Here is a 13,551-nt window from a genome sequence, read left to right as displayed (position 1 = left end):
AGCCATCACCTTCGAAGAGCAGAAGCTTGACCGAGCGCAATGTCCGCCGCGCCCATCAGCGCGGCGCGCTGGAGAACGACTGGCTGCAGGCGCGCTTCAGCTTCTGCTTCGGCGACTACCAGGATCCGAACCACACGCACTGGGGTTCGCTGCGCGCGCTCAACGAGGACCGGGTCGCGGCGGGCCGCGGCTTCGCCTGGCACGGGCATCGCGACATCGAGTCGCTGACCTACCCGATCGAAGGCTGCATCCGTCACACCGACAGCCTGGGCAACGACTACGTGTTCGGCCCGGGCGAACTGCACCGCATGACGGCCGGCAGCGGCATCGAGCATGCCGAGATGAACGCGTCGAGCGTCGACGCCGAGCGGCATCTGCAGATCTGGCTCTACCCCCAGGCCCGCGGGCTCGCGCCCGGCTGCGAGCGGGTGCGCATCGACGCCGCGGGCGGGCGCGATGCCTGGCAGCTCATCGCTTCGCCCGACGGCCGCGACGGCTCGGCCACCGTGCAGCAGCGGGCGCTGCTCTTCGTCGGCCGGCCGGCGCGCGGCAGCGCGCTGGGCTACCGGCTCGAAACGCATCGGCTCGGCTACCTGCACGTGGTGTCGGGCGCGGTGAGCGTCGACCCCGGCCTGCAGCTGCGCAGCGGCGACGGCCTGCGCTTCACCCACCACGAGGCGCTCGAACTCGTCGCCGGGGCGGACGGCACCGAGGTCCTGCTGTTCGACCTGTAGCCCGGCACTCCACATTCACTTTCACCCACCCGGAGCAACCAAGATGACAAGGATTCGCAAGATCGCGCTCGAAGAGCATTTCATGGCGCCCGGCTTCGAGCGCTACTCGAAGTCCTTCCTGCAGCACATCGACAAGGCGGTCTATGCCGAGCTCGCGAGCCGGCTGGCCGACTTCGACGAGATCCGCCTCGGCGAGATGGACCGGGCCGGCATCGACGTGACCGTGCTGTCGCAGACCGGGCCCGGCGTCCAGGGCGAGGCCAGCACCTCGCTGGCGATCGGCAGCGCGCAGGAGAACAACGACTTCCTCGCGCAGCAGGTGGCACGCCATCCGACCCGCTATGCCGGCTTCGCGGCGCTGCCGATGCAGGACCCGAAGGCGGCGGCCGCCGAGCTGACGCGCGCGGTGCGGCAGCTCGGATTCAAGGGCGCGCTGGTCAATGGCCACACCCACGGCCGCTACTACGACGACCCTGCCTACGACGAAGTATGGGAGCGGCTGCAGGCGCTCGACGTGCCGCTGTACCTGCACCCGATCGACTTCCCTTCCGTGCCGGCCTCGTTCAACGGCCATGCCGAGCTCAACGGCGCCACCTGGGGCTGGGGCGTCGAGACCGCGACGCATGCGCTTCGGCTGCTCTTCGGCGGCGTCTTCGATCGCTTCCCGCGGCTCAAGCTGATCCTCGGCCACATGGGCGAAGGCCTGCCCTTCCAGCGCTGGCGATTCGACAGCCGCTTCGCCGCCTATCCGCACGGCCTCACGCTGCAGCGCGCGCCCTCGGAGTACATCGGCCGCAACATCGTGATCACCACCTCCGGCGTCTGCTCGCCCGCCGCCCTGGCCGGCGCCATCGCGGAGATGGGCGCCGAGGCCGTGATGTTCTCGGTCGACTACCCCTACGAGTCGACCGCCGTCGCCGCCGACTTCATCGAGGCCGCCCCCATGGACGAGCGCACGCGCGCGCTGGTCTGCCACGGCAACGCCGAACGCCTTCTCAAGCTGAACGCCTCCTGAGCGTTTCCCTTCATTCACCGGAGACCCCCATGACCAAGACCTACCGCATCGGCCAGATCGTGCCGAGCTCGAACACCACGATGGAGACCGAGATCCCGGCCATGCTGCTGGCCCGCCAGTCGGTGCGGCCCGAGCGCTTCACCTTCCACTCGAGCCGCATGCGCATGAAGACGGTCCGGAAGGAAGAGCTGGCGGCCATGGACGCCGAGTCCGACCGCTGCGCGCTGGAGCTCAGCGACGCCCGCGTCGACGTCCTGGGCTATGCCTGCCTGGTGGCGATCATGTCGATGGGCCACGGCTACCACCGCGCCTCCGAAACCCGCCTGCACGCGCGCACCGCCGACAACGGCGGCAGCGCGCCGGTGGTCACCAGCGCCGGTGCGCTGGTCGACGCGCTCAAGGTGATCGGCGCCCGCCGCATCGCGCTGGTGGCGCCCTACATGAAGCCGCTGACCGAGATGGTGGTCGACTACATCCGCCACGAGGGCGTGGAAGTCAGCGACTGGCGCGCGCTCGAGATCCCCGACAACCTCGAGGTCGGCCGGCACGACCCGGCCCGCCTGCCCGCCATCGTGGCCGGCATGGACACGCGCGACGTCGATGCGATCGTGCTGTCGGCCTGCGTGCAGATGCCCTCGCTGCCGTCGGTCGCCAGGGTCGAGGCCATGACCGGCAAGCCGGTGATCACCGCCGCCATCGCCACCACCTACGCCATGCTGAAGGCGCTGGACCTCGATCCGGTGGTGCCGGGCGCCGGTGCGCTGCTGTCGGGCGCCTACTGATCCGGAGCACCCGCACATGACCCGCAGCACCTTCCTCTACGGCGCCAACCTGCGCGCCAACGGCATCCGCCAGCACTACCTGCGCTACGGCGGCCAGGGCCGCCCCGTGGTCCTGGTGCCCGGCATCACCAGCCCGGCCGTGACCTGGGGCTTCGTGGCGGAGCAGTTCGGCCGCTGCTTCGACACCTACGTGCTCGACGTCCGCGGCCGCGGCCTCTCGGAGTCGTCGGACACGCTCGACTACGGCCTGGACGCCTGCGCCCGCGACGTCGGCGCCTTCGCCGAAGCCCTGGGCCTCGAGAACTACGCGCTGGTCGGGCATTCGATGGGCGCGCGCATCGGCATCCGCGCCGCGCGCCTGTGCCCCGCCGGGCTCGAGCGCCTGGTGCTGGTCGACCCGCCCGTGTCGGGACCGGGACGCCGCGCCTACCCGGCCAACCTCGCCTGGTACGTCGACTCGATCCGGCTGATGCGCGACGGCGCCGGCTTCGAGGCGCTGCGGGCCTTCTCGCCGACCTGGACCGACGCCCAGCTGCGCCTGCGCTCCGAGTGGCTCCACACCTGCGACGAACGCGCGATCGTCAGCACCTACGACAGCTTCCACCAGGACGACGTCCATGCCGACCTGCCGCACATCGCGGTGCCGACCTTGCTGATGGTCGCGGGCCGCGGCGACGTGATCCGGCCCGAGGACCAGGACGAACTGCGCCGCCTGATGCCCGCGCTGCAGACCGCGCACGTGCCCGGTGCGGGCCACATGATCCCGTGGGACGACGAAGCCGGCTTCTACCGCGCCTTCGGCGACTTCCTCGGCCGGCCGCTGGCAACGGCGGCGAACTGAACCCCCATTCAAAGGAGCACGCGATGCCCGTCAGCGACCATCAACTGATCGACGCCTGGAAACAGGTGCTCACCCTCTCGAACCTGCAGGCCGGCCAGAGCGTGACCGTGCTGACCAGCGCCGCCACGCATCCGCAAACGCTGCAGTGCGCGCTGATCGCCTCGCAGGCCATGGGCGCGATCGTCAACCGGCTCGACCTGCCGCCGGTCAACGCCGAGAAGGCGCTGAGCCGCGACAGCCTGGCCTACCTCGGCACCACGCCGCTGACCGGCAACCCGGCGGCGATCGCGGCCCTGAAGGCCAGCGACCTGGTGCTCGACCTGATGACCCTGCTGTTCTCGCCCGAACAGCACGAGATCCTGTCGGCCGGCACGAAGATCCTGCTGGCGGTCGAGCCGCCCGAGGTGCTGGTGCGCATGGTGCCGACCCTGGCGGACCGCGTGCGCGTCAAGGCCGCCGCGGCGCGCATCACCGCAGCGCGCGAGATGCACGTGGTGTCGGCGGCAGGCACCGACCTGCGCTGCAAGCTCGGCCAGTACCCCGCGATCAGCGAGTACGGCTTCGTCGACGAACCCGGGCGCTGGGACCACTGGCCGAGCGGCTTCGCGCTCACCTGGCCCGACGAAGGCGGCGCCAGCGGCCGGATCGTGATCGACCGCGGCGACATCCTGTTGCCGCAGAAGTCCTATGCGGTGGAGCGCATCGTGCTGACGGTCGACAACGGCTATGCGGTGAAGATCGAGGGCGGCGTCGACGCCGAGCTGCTCGAGGACTACATGGCCTCGTTCCGCGATCCCGAGGCCTACGCGATCTCCCACATCGGCTGGGGACTGCAGCCGCGCGCGCGCTGGTCGACGCTGGGCCTCTACGACCGCGAGGCCACGATCGGCATGGACGCGCGGGCCTACGAAGGCAACTTCCTGTTCTCGCTCGGGCCCAACAACGAGGCCGGCGGCAGCCGCAACACGGCCTGCCACATCGACATCCCGCTGCGCAAGTGCACCGTGCGCCTCGACGGCGAGGACATGGTGCGCGAAGGCCAGGTGCTGGACGGCCGGGAGAACCACGATGCACGCTGAGATCAAGACCTACGAGCGCCAGGGCTTCGGCACCGCGCTGCCGCTGAAGGGGCCGGTCGGCCTGCTGATCGTCGACTTCGTCAACGGCTTCGCGGACCCGGCGGTGTTCGGTGGCGGCAACATCCCCGAGGCCATCGCCCGCACCGTGCCGCTGCTGGCCGCTGCGCGCGAGCGCGGCTGGGCGATCGCGCACAGCCGGATCGTCTACGCCGACGACGGCGCCGACCACAACATCTTCTCGCTCAAGGTGCCCGGCATGCTCGGCCTCAAGGAGCAGCACGCCCACAGCGCGATCGTGCCGGAGCTGACGCCGCGCGCGGGCGAGCTGGTGGTGCGCAAGACGGTGCCCTCGGCCTTCTTCGGCACCTCGCTGGCCGCGTGGCTGAGCCAGCGCGGCGTGCAGACGCTGGTGGTCGCCGGCGCGGTGACCAGCGGCTGCGTGCGCGCCAGCGTGGTCGACGCGATGTCCCACGGCTTCCGGCCGCTGGTGGTCTCCGACTGCGTCGGCGACCGCGCGCTCGGCCCGCACGAGGCGAACCTGTTCGACATGGAACAGAAGTACGCGGCGGTGATGGCACGCGACGCCGCACTGCAGGCGCTGGGCCGGGTCTGAACCGGCCGGCGACGGCCTGGCCGTTCAACGGCCTCGTCGGGCGCCGTCAGCTCGCAGCCAGCCACGGCGCGCCGAGCGTCCACGCCACCTTCTTGGCCGCTTCCACCACCTGGGCCTCCAGCCGCGCCCGGTGAGGGCCTACCCGGGAGACCGGCAGCGCGATGCCGATGGCATGGCGGACGAGCCCTTGCTGCTCGAACACCGGGGCCGCGATGGCGCCCGCTTCCAGCGTATGTTCTTCCAGCGACGTCGCCACGCCGCTCGCGCGCACTTCTTCCAGCCCTTTGCGCACCGCCCGCACGGCCGTCACCGTGTGCTCGGTCACGCGCGCGAGCTCATGCGTCTGGAAGTAGTGCGTCAGGAACTTCGCGTCCTGGAACGCCAGCAGCGCCCGCCCGAAGGCGGTGCAATAGAGCGGCCGCCGCGCGCCGATGTCGGGTGAAAAGCGGATGGGATTGGAACCGTTGACCCGCTCGACGTACACGGCCTGCGCAGCCGGGGCGTCCAGCATCGCGAGCATCGCGGTTTCGCCCGTGTCGTGGGCCAGCTGCGCCACGATGGGCCGGGCCGCGGCGGCCACCGTGGCAGAGGCCGCGATCACCAGGCCCAGGCGCAGCGAGGCGCCACCCAGGAGGTAGCGCGTTTCCTGCATCGCGACGTGCCCGGAGCCGAGCAGTACGCGCAAGTGGCTCAGCAGGCTCGTCTTCGGGATTCCCAGCCGTTCGCTCAGCTGCGTGAGCGGCATGCCCTGCGGCATTTCGGCCAGGGCTTCGACGATCTGCATCACCCGGATCGGCGAGCGTGGGCCCGCGTACTCGCCCTCCTCGAGTTCGCTATCGACGGTTTTCTTCTTCGTGGCGTTCATGTCCGTCGGGATTGTAGGGAGCCGGTTCGATGTTGACTCCCATGCAATTCCGATATTAGACTTCTGTTCCGATATTGGACTTTTGTTTTTTCCACGCTGTGTTCGCGAGATTCAAAGGAGCCCCATGAACAACCGGATGTGCGAGATGTTCGGCATCGACGTGCCGATCTTTGCCTTTTCCCATTGCCGCGACGTCGTGGTCGAGGTGTCCAAGGCAGGCGGCCTGGGCGTGCTGGGCATGGCCCGCATGAGCCCGGAGCGCGTGCGCGAGGAACTGCGCTGGATCGACGAGCACATCGGCGGCAAGCCCTACGGCATCGACGTCCTGATGCCCACCACCTTCGAGGAAGCCGCCGGGCTCAAGTACGACCCCGAACGCCTGTTCCCCGGGGAGCAGCTGTCCTTCGTGCGCCGGCTGCTCGACGAGGCGGGCGTTCCCAGGTTGCCCGAGGGGGAAGCGGCGCACATCGAGCAGGAACTCGTGAGCCAGTTCAACTTCACGCCCGGCGAAAGCGCCCGCATGCTGGAAATCGCCATGGAGCATCCGATCAAGCTCATCGTCAATGCCCTCGGCTCGCCGCCGGCCGAACTCGTGGCGCGGGCGCATGCGCGCGGCATCAAGGTGGCGGCACTGGCCGGTGCGGCCAAGCACGCGCTCAGGCACAAGCAGGCCGGCTGCGACTTCGTCATCGCCGTCGGCACCGAGGCGGGCGGCCACACCGGCCAGACCACCTCCATGGTGCTGTGGCCCCGGATCGTCGACGCCGTCGCGCCGATGCCTGTGCTCGGCGGCGGCGGCGTGGGGCGCGGCCGGCAGCTCGCGGCGGCGCTCGCCCTGGGCTGCGAGGGCGCATGGTGCGGCTCGATCTGGCTCAAGACGGTCCAAAGCGAAGTGGTCCCGGAGATCAAGGCCAAGTTGTTCGCGGCGGGCTCGGAAGACGCGGTGCTCACGCGCAGCGTCACCGGCAAACCTTGCCGCACGCTGCGCAGCAGCTTCACGGACGCCTGGGACAAGCCCGGTGCACCGCCCACGCTGCCCGCGCCGCTGCAGGCGATCCTGTGGTGGGGCCAGGGCCGTACTCGCGTCGAGCGTGCACACGTCAAGGACTTCCTGACCTACCCGGTCGGCCAGCTCGTCGGCGACATGACGCAGGAGACGTCGGTGCGGCAGGTGGTCCACGACATGCTCGACGAACTCATCGAAACCAAGGAGCGGCTCGACCGCGTTCTCGGATGAGGCTGCCCGACATGCGAAGCCTGTTCTTCGCGCCGGGCAACCGGCCCGACCTCCTCGCGAAATTCCCACGCTTCGAGGCCGACTGCTACGTCATCGACCTGGAAGACGGCACGCCGCCCGCCGACAAGGCGCAGGCGCGCGACAGCCTCGCGTTGTCGGTCGGCACGCTGCGACAGGGGGGCCTGCGCGGCCTGCTCACGGTACGGGTCAACAAGCCCGAATCCCCCCATTTCACGGCCGACCTGCAGGCCGCCTTCGCGACCGACGCCGACGGCATCGTCATTCCCAAGCTGGAGCGCGCCGACGCCTTGCTGGCGGCGGCGCGGCTCATCGGCGAGCGCGACGAGGTCGCGCCGCGCGCCCGGCCGCGCATGGTGATCGGCGGCATCGAATCACTTCATGGCGTCATCGATGCCGTGGCACTGTGCCGCGCATCGCCCTGCCTGCAAGCCGTCTATTTCGGCGCCGAGGACTACGCCGCCGACATCGGCGGGCGGCGCACGCCGCGCGGCGACGAGGTCTACCACGCCCGTTCGCATGTCGTGCTCGCGGCCAAGGCCGCCGGCATCCTGGCCATCGACCAGGCCGTGGTGGACATCCGCGAGGAGGCACTCTTCCGCGAGGACGCCGCGCGCGGTCGCGACCTCGGCTACGACGGCAAGATCTGCGTGGCGCCGCGCCAGGCCGCCTGGGCCCACGAAGCGTTCACGCCTTCACCGGCCGAGCGCGACCAGGCACTGCGCCTGGTCGCGGCCTACGAGGACGCGACCAGGCGCGGCATCGGCACCATCGAGTTCGAGGGCCGGATGATCGACCCGCCGCTGCTGCAACGTGCGCAGCGGCTGCTGGCCCTGGCGGAGGCCGCGCCATGAAGCCTATCGATGCGGCGGCGCTCGACCTGGCCGAATTCATGCGCCCGGGCGACGGCGTCGTCTTCGGCCAAGGCACGGCGGAGCCGGAAACGCTGACCGGCGCACTGGCGGCTCAACGCGGGACGATCGGCGGCGCGCGCGTCTTCATGGGCGCCGGCTTCTCCAGGACATTCCAGCCCCAGCATGCCGACGCGCTTCGCTTCAAGGGCATCGGCGGCATCGGCACCCATCGCAAGCTGGTTGCGGCCGGGTGCCTGGACGTGCTGCCTTGCCACGTGTCGCGCATCCCCTCGCTGATCCGTGCTGGCGCCATCTCGTGCGACGTGGCAATGGTGCAGCTGAGCCCGCCCAACGAGCGCGGCGAGTACAGCTGGTCGCTGGCCAACGACTATCTGCGCGCCGCCGTGGAGCGGGCGCGGGTGGTCATCGCGGAAGTGAATGCGCAGGCGCCGTGGACGCCCTGCGACCACCCGTTGACCGATGCCGACATCACCGTCCGGGTGGATACCGACCGACCGCTGCTCCAGCTGCCGGCCGCCGCCTTTGGCGAACTCGAGCGGCGTATCGCGGCCCATGTCGACCCTTACATCCCGGAGCACGCGACGCTGCAAGTGGGCATCGGCGCCATTCCGGAAGCGATCGTGGCCCAACTCGCCGGGCGGCGCGGCCTGGGGGTTCATTCCGGAATGATCGGCGACTCGGTGGCCGACCTGATGGAGCGCGGCGCCATCACCAACGCGCACAAAGGCGTGGACGAAGGCGTCACCATCTCGGGCGTGCTGTTCGGTACGGATCGGCTGTACCGCTTTTCGCACCGCAACCCGGCTCTCAGGCTTGCGGCGCTCGACTATACGCATGCCGGATCGACCGTGGCACGCCTCAAGCGCCTGGTGTCGATCAACTCGGCCCTCGAGGTGGACCTGACGGGCCAGGTGAATGCCGAAGCCCTGGGCGCCGACTACCTCGGCGCGGTAGGCGGCCAGGTGGATTTCGTGCGCGCCGCGCGTCAGTCGGAAGGCGGCGTGTCGATCATCGCGCTGCCCGCCACCGCCCGGGGCGGCGCCGACTCGCGCATCGTCGCGCGGCTGTCAGGCCCGGTCACGACGGCACGCAGTGAAGTCGACCTTGTCGCGACCGAATACGGCGCCGTGCGGCTCGCCGGCCTCGGCCTGCGCGAGCGCATGCGGGCTCTGATCGGCATCGCGGCGCCCGAGCATCGCGAGAGGCTGGCCGAGCAGGCCGGCCTGCTCCAGAAGGAGGCGATATGACGGCCGGTGCTCCCCTCTCGGGCTTCAAGGTGCTCGACCTGAGCTCGGTCCTGATGGGCCCCTACTGCACGCGCCTGCTGGCGGATCTGGGCGCAGAGGTCATCAAGCTCGAAGACCCGGCCGCAGGCGACGGCACGCGCCACCTGGCCGAAGGCAGAAGGCCCGGCATGTCAGGCACCTTCGTGCAACTCCACCGCGGCAAGCAGGGTATCGCCCTGGACCTGAAAGACCCCGAAGGCCGCGAAGCGTGCCTGCGGCTGGCCGCGGGCGCCGACGTGTTCGTGCACTCGATACGGCCGGGCCCGCTCGAGCGCCTCGGGCTCGGCTACGAGGCGGTCGCCGGCCGAAGCCCTGACATCGTCTACTGCAACCTGCTGGGCTTCGGCCGCGGCGGGCGCTACTTCAATCAGCCCGCTTACGACGACACCGTCCAGGCGCTCAGCGGCATGGCGATGCTGCAGACCGAATACCAGGGCGAGCCAGGCTACGTGCCCTCGGCGATCGCCGACAAGGTCGCAGGCCTGAGCGCCGCGCTGGCCATCGTCGCGGCCTTGCTGCAGCGGCGCGAGGACGGGCGCGGGCAGCAGATCGACGTGCCGATGTTCGAGACCGTTGCCTCCTTCCTGCTGCTGGAACACCAGAGCGGCACGGTGTTCGACCCGCCGCTGGGGCCGCCGCGCTACGAACGCCTGCTGGCGCGCGACCGGCGGCCGTTCCGCACCCGCGACGGCCTGCTCGCGGCCATGGTCTACAACGACAAGCACTGGTCACGCTTTTGCGTCATCGCGGGGAAGCCTTCCTTGCGTGACGACCCGCGCTTCGTGTCCTTCGCCGCCCGCAGTCGCAACGCGGTCGCCTACTATGCACTTCTGTCGGCTCTCTTCGCCGAACGCAGCACGGCCGACTGGGAAGCCACCCTGCACGCGGCCGAAATCCCTTGCGCCCGCGTGAACAGCCTGGCCGACCTCTTCGACGATCCGCATCTGCGCGATGTGGGCTTTTTCTCCGAGGCCGACGCGGCGGGAGACGGCGCAGTGCGCCTGGCGCGTCCGGCGGTACGACTGCGCGGCATGGCCGGGCTCGAAGACAAGCCCGCCGCGTGGCGCGCCCCACTGCTTGGCGAGGACTCGCGCGCCGTTCTGGCCGCCGCCGGCTACAGCGTGGCCGAGATCGATGCGCTGGCGGCGCGAGGCGTGCTGCGCGACGACTCGCCGCGCGCTGCGCCTTCGAGCCGGCATCAGCAACACCCCGAGGGAGTTCCTGCCCATGGCTGACGAAGTGCTTTTCGAGGTGGTGGATGGGCACACCGCGATCATCACCATCCACCGTCCGCAGCAGCGCAACGCAGCCAGCCAGGCCGTGCGCAGCGGCCTGCGCGAGGCCTTCGAGCGCTTCGATCGCGACGAGGCGCTGCGCGTGGCCATCCTGACCGGCGCCGGCGACAAGGCCTTCTGCGGCGGCATGGACCTGAAGGAAATGGCGGCCAGCGGCCTGGGCGTGCCGCCGCGCGACTTCCTGCCCGTGATCGGCGACAACCTCCACGTCGGCAAACCGGTCATCGCGGCCGTCAACGGCGTGGCCTATGCGGGCGGCTGGCTGTTCGCGCAGATGTGCGACCTGTGCATCGCCTCCGAGCACGCGACCTTCGCCATCACCGAAGCCAAGGTCGGCCGCGGCATGCCGTGGGCGGCGCCGCTCGTTCGAATGCTCCCCCAGCGGGTGGTCATGGAACTGCTGCTCACCGGCGCGCCACTCTCCGCCCGGCGTGCCTGCGAACTCGGCTACGTCAACGCCGTGGTCCCGGCGGACCAGCTGCGCGCCGAGGCCTTGGCGATGGCCGCGACCATCGCCGCCAATGCGCCACTGACGGTGCGCGCGGCCCGGGAGCTCGTGTATCTCTCGTCCGAGATGGGACGCTCGGCGGGCCTGCGCGCCGCCGCCCATCTGTTCGACAGCGTGTACCGCAGCGAAGACGCGGCGGAAGGCCCGCGCGCGTTTGCCGAGAAGCGCCCGCCGCGCTGGAAAGGCCGCTAGCCGTGCCCGGCCAGTCAACAGCACCAAGGAGACAAGACCCATGCCAACTCGCCGACTCACCCTTGCCGCGCTCGGCGCGGTCGCCCTGGCGGCCTGCGCCGCCCTCGGCACCGCGCCCGCCGCCGCGCAGGCGTTTCCGAACCGCGCGATGCGGCTGATCGTGCCGTTCCCGGCCGGCAGCGCATCCGACAGCGCGGCGCGCATCCTGGCCAAGGCGATGAGCGAGCAGCTGAAGCAGCCCATCACCGTGGAGAACAAGCCCGGCGCCAACGGCATCCTGGGCGTGGAGCTCGTCAAGAACGCGGCCGGCGACCCCTACACCCTGCTCGTCACCGCCAGCACCACGCATGCGGCCAACCTCAGCCTCTACAAGCAACTGCCCTACGACCCGGTGAAGGATTTCGTGCCGCTGGCCAAGATGGGCGTCACGGCTTTCGTGCTGATGGTGCGGCCGAACTTTCCGGCCAACACCGCGCAGGAGTTCCTGAGCTATGCGCGCGCCAATACCGGCAAGCTCAGCTACGGCCATGGCACGGCGGGCATGCTGGCCTCCGGCGCCCTGCTGTCGAAGATGGGGCAGTTCAGCGCCCAGCCTGTCGCCTACAAAGGCAACCCGCCGGCCATGATGGATCTGATGGGCGGCGTGATCGACTTCAGCTTCGTCGACGTCGGCAATGCGTCGGTGCAGATGAAGGCCGGAAAGCTCAAGGGCCTGGGCATCACCATGGTGCGCCGCACCGTGCTGGCGCCGGATCTGCCGACCCTGGCCGAAGCCGGACTGCCCGGCTTCGAGATCGTGCCGTGGGTCGGCCTGCTCGCCCCCGCCCGCATTCCCGAAGACGCGCGCGCCGCGCTGGAGTCCGCCGCCATGAACGCCCTGGCGCGCCCGGACGTCAAGGCCCAGTTCGTTCAGGTCGGGCTGGACCCGGAGCCCGCCGATGGCGCAGGCCTGGCGCGCACGATCGACGCCGACATCAGACTCTGGGCCCGGGTTCTCGCCGACGCGGGCGTCAAGCCGGAGTAGACGCGCGACCGCGCCGCCGGCCCGCCTCAATCCAGCGGGATCCAGGCGGGCAAATCGCGCTTGCCGTGCAGGACGCGCCAGACGTCGATGTGGTCGCCGCGCTCGACGTAGAAGACCAGGTACGGATAGCGCTTCAGCGGCCATGCACGCAGACCTGGGAGGTTCAGTTCGTGGGCGTAGCGCGGGGAGCCGATCGCCGGGTTGCGGCCGATCCTCTCGTAAGCCTGCGACAAGGCATCGATGAAGCCCAGCGCGGCCTGCGCTGCGTCTTCGCTCAAATAGTGTTCGATCGCCTCGTCCACATCCAGGTTGGCCCGCGCGCGTGGCACGGCCGGCTTGGATTTCACCGACGGCTGCTCGACTTCGACCCGCCGCGTGCGCGATCGCGCAAGGCGTCGAAGTAGGCCGCATCGGCCGGCGCAGCCGCGGGCGAGGCCGCCCCTTCCAGCAGCAGGTTGCGAAGTTCGAGGCGGTCTGCATCCTTGCGGATCAGCTCTCGCACGTATTCGCTGCTGGTGCCGTAGCCGCGCTGCACGACTTGCTCGTCCACGAAGGACTTGAGCGAGTCGGGAAGCGAGATGTTCATCGTGCCCATGGGGCGTCATCGTAGTCGTTTTGCCAAATTTTGGCAAAACGCGTCGATCCACCGTTCGCACTCTTCGAGACCCGACCGAAGGACGCCTGACCAGAATCTGACCATTTAGTGTAACTAAAGTATACAATCGCTACTTCAGATAACGACGGTCGGGTCGACGGGCCTGAATCTTTCCGAGGAGTGACTGTTGACCCATCTTCCACTGGATCGCGCGCGCTCGCCGCAGACGAATTTCGCGCCCGCTGTGACCTGCCTTCAGTTCGATGACGAAAGCGCTGCGTGTGCCCATCGTTTGGCGCAGCTGACCGCCGCTCCTTTGCCATCGGTTCTGTTCGGCGTCTTCGCAGGCATGGTCCACTGGTTGACCCAGCAACCCGATTTGCGGGTCGCCGTTGCCACGCAGGACGCGACGGGCAGCGCCCTCCCCGTGCGCTTCCGGGTCGACGACGCCATGGATTTGCGCCAACTCGCCGCACAGGCCGTGGACGCGCTGCGTGGCGGCAACGAGCACGCCGCGTTGCTGCCTGGTGTCTCCGGTCCAGCGCATCCACCTGGCACGTCGAGCCCGCGAGCCATCTTTCACTTTTCGGCG

The 13,551-nt window shown here is 69.8% G+C and carries 16 protein-coding genes; 12 read left to right on the top strand and 4 right to left on the bottom strand.

All coding sequences use genetic code 11. The features are described from left to right. Positions 1-26 precede the first annotated feature (26 nt). From AB4Z46_RS10755 to AB4Z46_RS10730, 6 genes are read left to right on the top strand one after another with little or no spacing between them, the layout of a single operon-like run. The gene (locus tag AB4Z46_RS10755; RefSeq protein ID WP_442283477.1) at positions 27-734 is read left to right on the top strand and encodes a pirin family protein; all 708 of its coding nucleotides are present in this window, start codon (positions 27-29) and stop codon (positions 732-734) included. Between the two features lie 13 nt (positions 735-747). Then, positions 748-1,749: an amidohydrolase family protein gene (locus tag AB4Z46_RS10750; protein WP_442283548.1), complete on the top strand. Its 1,002-nt coding sequence runs from the start codon at positions 748-750 to the stop codon at positions 1,747-1,749. A 29-nt stretch (positions 1,750-1,778) separates the two neighbouring features. Then, the gene (locus tag AB4Z46_RS10745; RefSeq protein WP_442283476.1) at positions 1,779-2,531 is read left to right on the top strand and encodes a maleate cis-trans isomerase family protein; all 753 of its coding nucleotides are present in this window, start codon (positions 1,779-1,781) and stop codon (positions 2,529-2,531) included. A gap of 16 nt (positions 2,532-2,547) precedes the next feature. After that, on the top strand, positions 2,548-3,372 hold the full coding sequence (locus AB4Z46_RS10740; RefSeq protein WP_442283475.1) for an alpha/beta fold hydrolase: 825 nt from the start codon (positions 2,548-2,550) through the stop codon (positions 3,370-3,372). 23 nt (positions 3,373-3,395) lie between these two features. After that, the gene (locus AB4Z46_RS10735; protein WP_442283474.1) at positions 3,396-4,451 is read left to right on the top strand and encodes a 2,5-dihydroxypyridine 5,6-dioxygenase; all 1,056 of its coding nucleotides are present in this window, start codon (positions 3,396-3,398) and stop codon (positions 4,449-4,451) included. Further along, positions 4,441-5,064: an N-carbamoylsarcosine amidohydrolase gene (locus AB4Z46_RS10730; protein WP_442283473.1), complete on the top strand. Its 624-nt coding sequence runs from the start codon at positions 4,441-4,443 to the stop codon at positions 5,062-5,064. Before AB4Z46_RS10735 ends, AB4Z46_RS10730 begins: the two co-directional genes overlap by 11 nt. Before the next feature lie 46 nt (positions 5,065-5,110). Here the strand turns inward: AB4Z46_RS10730 and AB4Z46_RS10725 are convergent, their stop codons facing one another. After that, positions 5,111-5,929 (bottom strand): IclR family transcriptional regulator, encoded by an 819-nt coding sequence (locus AB4Z46_RS10725; protein ID WP_442283472.1) that lies wholly within the window; start codon positions 5,927-5,929, stop codon positions 5,111-5,113. Positions 5,930-6,053: 124 nt separating this feature from the next. On the opposite strand from AB4Z46_RS10725, the gene AB4Z46_RS10720 reads away from it, so the two are divergent. The 6 genes from AB4Z46_RS10720 to AB4Z46_RS10695 are packed head-to-tail and all read left to right on the top strand — an operon-like array spanning position 6,054 to position 12,364. Continuing rightward, positions 6,054-7,166: a nitronate monooxygenase gene (locus AB4Z46_RS10720; RefSeq protein WP_442283471.1), complete on the top strand. Its 1,113-nt coding sequence runs from the start codon at positions 6,054-6,056 to the stop codon at positions 7,164-7,166. Beyond that, positions 7,163-8,038: an HpcH/HpaI aldolase/citrate lyase family protein gene (locus AB4Z46_RS10715; RefSeq protein ID WP_442283470.1), complete on the top strand. Its 876-nt coding sequence runs from the start codon at positions 7,163-7,165 to the stop codon at positions 8,036-8,038. Before AB4Z46_RS10720 ends, AB4Z46_RS10715 begins: the two co-directional genes overlap by 4 nt. Beyond that, on the top strand, positions 8,035-9,306 hold the full coding sequence (locus AB4Z46_RS10710) for an acetyl-CoA hydrolase/transferase family protein (RefSeq protein WP_442283469.1): 1,272 nt from the start codon (positions 8,035-8,037) through the stop codon (positions 9,304-9,306). The genes AB4Z46_RS10715 and AB4Z46_RS10710 overlap by 4 nt, the downstream gene beginning before the upstream one ends. Next, entirely contained in the window at positions 9,303-10,580 is a 1,278-nt protein-coding gene (locus AB4Z46_RS10705) for a CaiB/BaiF CoA transferase family protein (RefSeq protein WP_442283468.1), read from the top strand. Before AB4Z46_RS10710 ends, AB4Z46_RS10705 begins: the two co-directional genes overlap by 4 nt. Next, positions 10,573-11,340 carry an enoyl-CoA hydratase-related protein gene (locus tag AB4Z46_RS10700; RefSeq protein ID WP_442283467.1) on the top strand — a complete coding sequence of 256 codons (768 nt, stop codon included), beginning with the start codon at positions 10,573-10,575 and terminating at the stop codon, positions 11,338-11,340. Before AB4Z46_RS10705 ends, AB4Z46_RS10700 begins: the two co-directional genes overlap by 8 nt. Positions 11,341-11,380: 40 nt before the next feature. Next, positions 11,381-12,364 (top strand): Bug family tripartite tricarboxylate transporter substrate binding protein, encoded by a 984-nt coding sequence (locus AB4Z46_RS10695; RefSeq protein ID WP_442283466.1) that lies wholly within the window; start codon positions 11,381-11,383, stop codon positions 12,362-12,364. Between the two features lie 26 nt (positions 12,365-12,390). Here AB4Z46_RS10695 and AB4Z46_RS10690 read toward each other — a convergent pair whose 3' ends face one another. From AB4Z46_RS10690 to AB4Z46_RS10680, 3 genes are all read right to left on the bottom strand, one after another. Continuing rightward, positions 12,391-12,711, bottom strand: coding sequence for a type II toxin-antitoxin system RelE/ParE family toxin (locus AB4Z46_RS10690; protein WP_442283465.1), 321 nt, complete (start codon positions 12,709-12,711; stop codon positions 12,391-12,393). Further along, entirely contained in the window at positions 12,708-12,959 is a 252-nt protein-coding gene (locus tag AB4Z46_RS10685) for a type II toxin-antitoxin system ParD family antitoxin (RefSeq protein WP_442283464.1), read from the bottom strand. Before AB4Z46_RS10685 ends, AB4Z46_RS10690 begins: the two co-directional genes overlap by 4 nt. A 130-nt stretch (positions 12,960-13,089) precedes the next feature. Continuing rightward, on the bottom strand, positions 13,090-13,470 hold the full coding sequence (locus AB4Z46_RS10680) for a hypothetical protein (RefSeq protein ID WP_442283463.1): 381 nt from the start codon (positions 13,468-13,470) through the stop codon (positions 13,090-13,092). Positions 13,471-13,551: the final 81 nt, after the last annotated feature.

Origin of the sequence: Variovorax sp. M-6 (assembly GCF_052114385.1) — a bacterium.
Lineage (GTDB): Bacteria > Pseudomonadota > Gammaproteobacteria > Burkholderiales > Burkholderiaceae_C > Variovorax.
Note: the sequence above shows the minus strand (reverse complement) of the source record. Positions and strands in the feature narration are given on the sequence as shown.

Coding starts and splice junctions, on each gene's coding strand:
- AB4Z46_RS10745 (WP_442283476.1), top strand. CDS start 1,779: ATGACCAAGACCTACCGCATCGGCCAGATCGTGCCGAGCTCGAACACC.
- AB4Z46_RS10720 (WP_442283471.1), top strand. CDS start 6,054: ATGAACAACCGGATGTGCGAGATGTTCGGCATCGACGTGCCGATCTTT.
- AB4Z46_RS10710 (WP_442283469.1), top strand. CDS start 8,035: ATGAAGCCTATCGATGCGGCGGCGCTCGACCTGGCCGAATTCATGCGC.
- AB4Z46_RS10725 (WP_442283472.1), bottom strand. CDS start 5,929: ATGAACGCCACGAAGAAGAAAACCGTCGATAGCGAACTCGAGGAGGGC.
- AB4Z46_RS10740 (WP_442283475.1), top strand. CDS start 2,548: ATGACCCGCAGCACCTTCCTCTACGGCGCCAACCTGCGCGCCAACGGC.
- AB4Z46_RS10685 (WP_442283464.1), bottom strand. CDS start 12,959: ATGGGCACGATGAACATCTCGCTTCCCGACTCGCTCAAGTCCTTCGTG.
- AB4Z46_RS10705 (WP_442283468.1), top strand. CDS start 9,303: ATGACGGCCGGTGCTCCCCTCTCGGGCTTCAAGGTGCTCGACCTGAGC.
- AB4Z46_RS10700 (WP_442283467.1), top strand. CDS start 10,573: ATGGCTGACGAAGTGCTTTTCGAGGTGGTGGATGGGCACACCGCGATC.
- AB4Z46_RS10715 (WP_442283470.1), top strand. CDS start 7,163: ATGAGGCTGCCCGACATGCGAAGCCTGTTCTTCGCGCCGGGCAACCGG.
- AB4Z46_RS10695 (WP_442283466.1), top strand. CDS start 11,381: ATGCCAACTCGCCGACTCACCCTTGCCGCGCTCGGCGCGGTCGCCCTG.
- AB4Z46_RS10730 (WP_442283473.1), top strand. CDS start 4,441: ATGCACGCTGAGATCAAGACCTACGAGCGCCAGGGCTTCGGCACCGCG.
- AB4Z46_RS10735 (WP_442283474.1), top strand. CDS start 3,396: ATGCCCGTCAGCGACCATCAACTGATCGACGCCTGGAAACAGGTGCTC.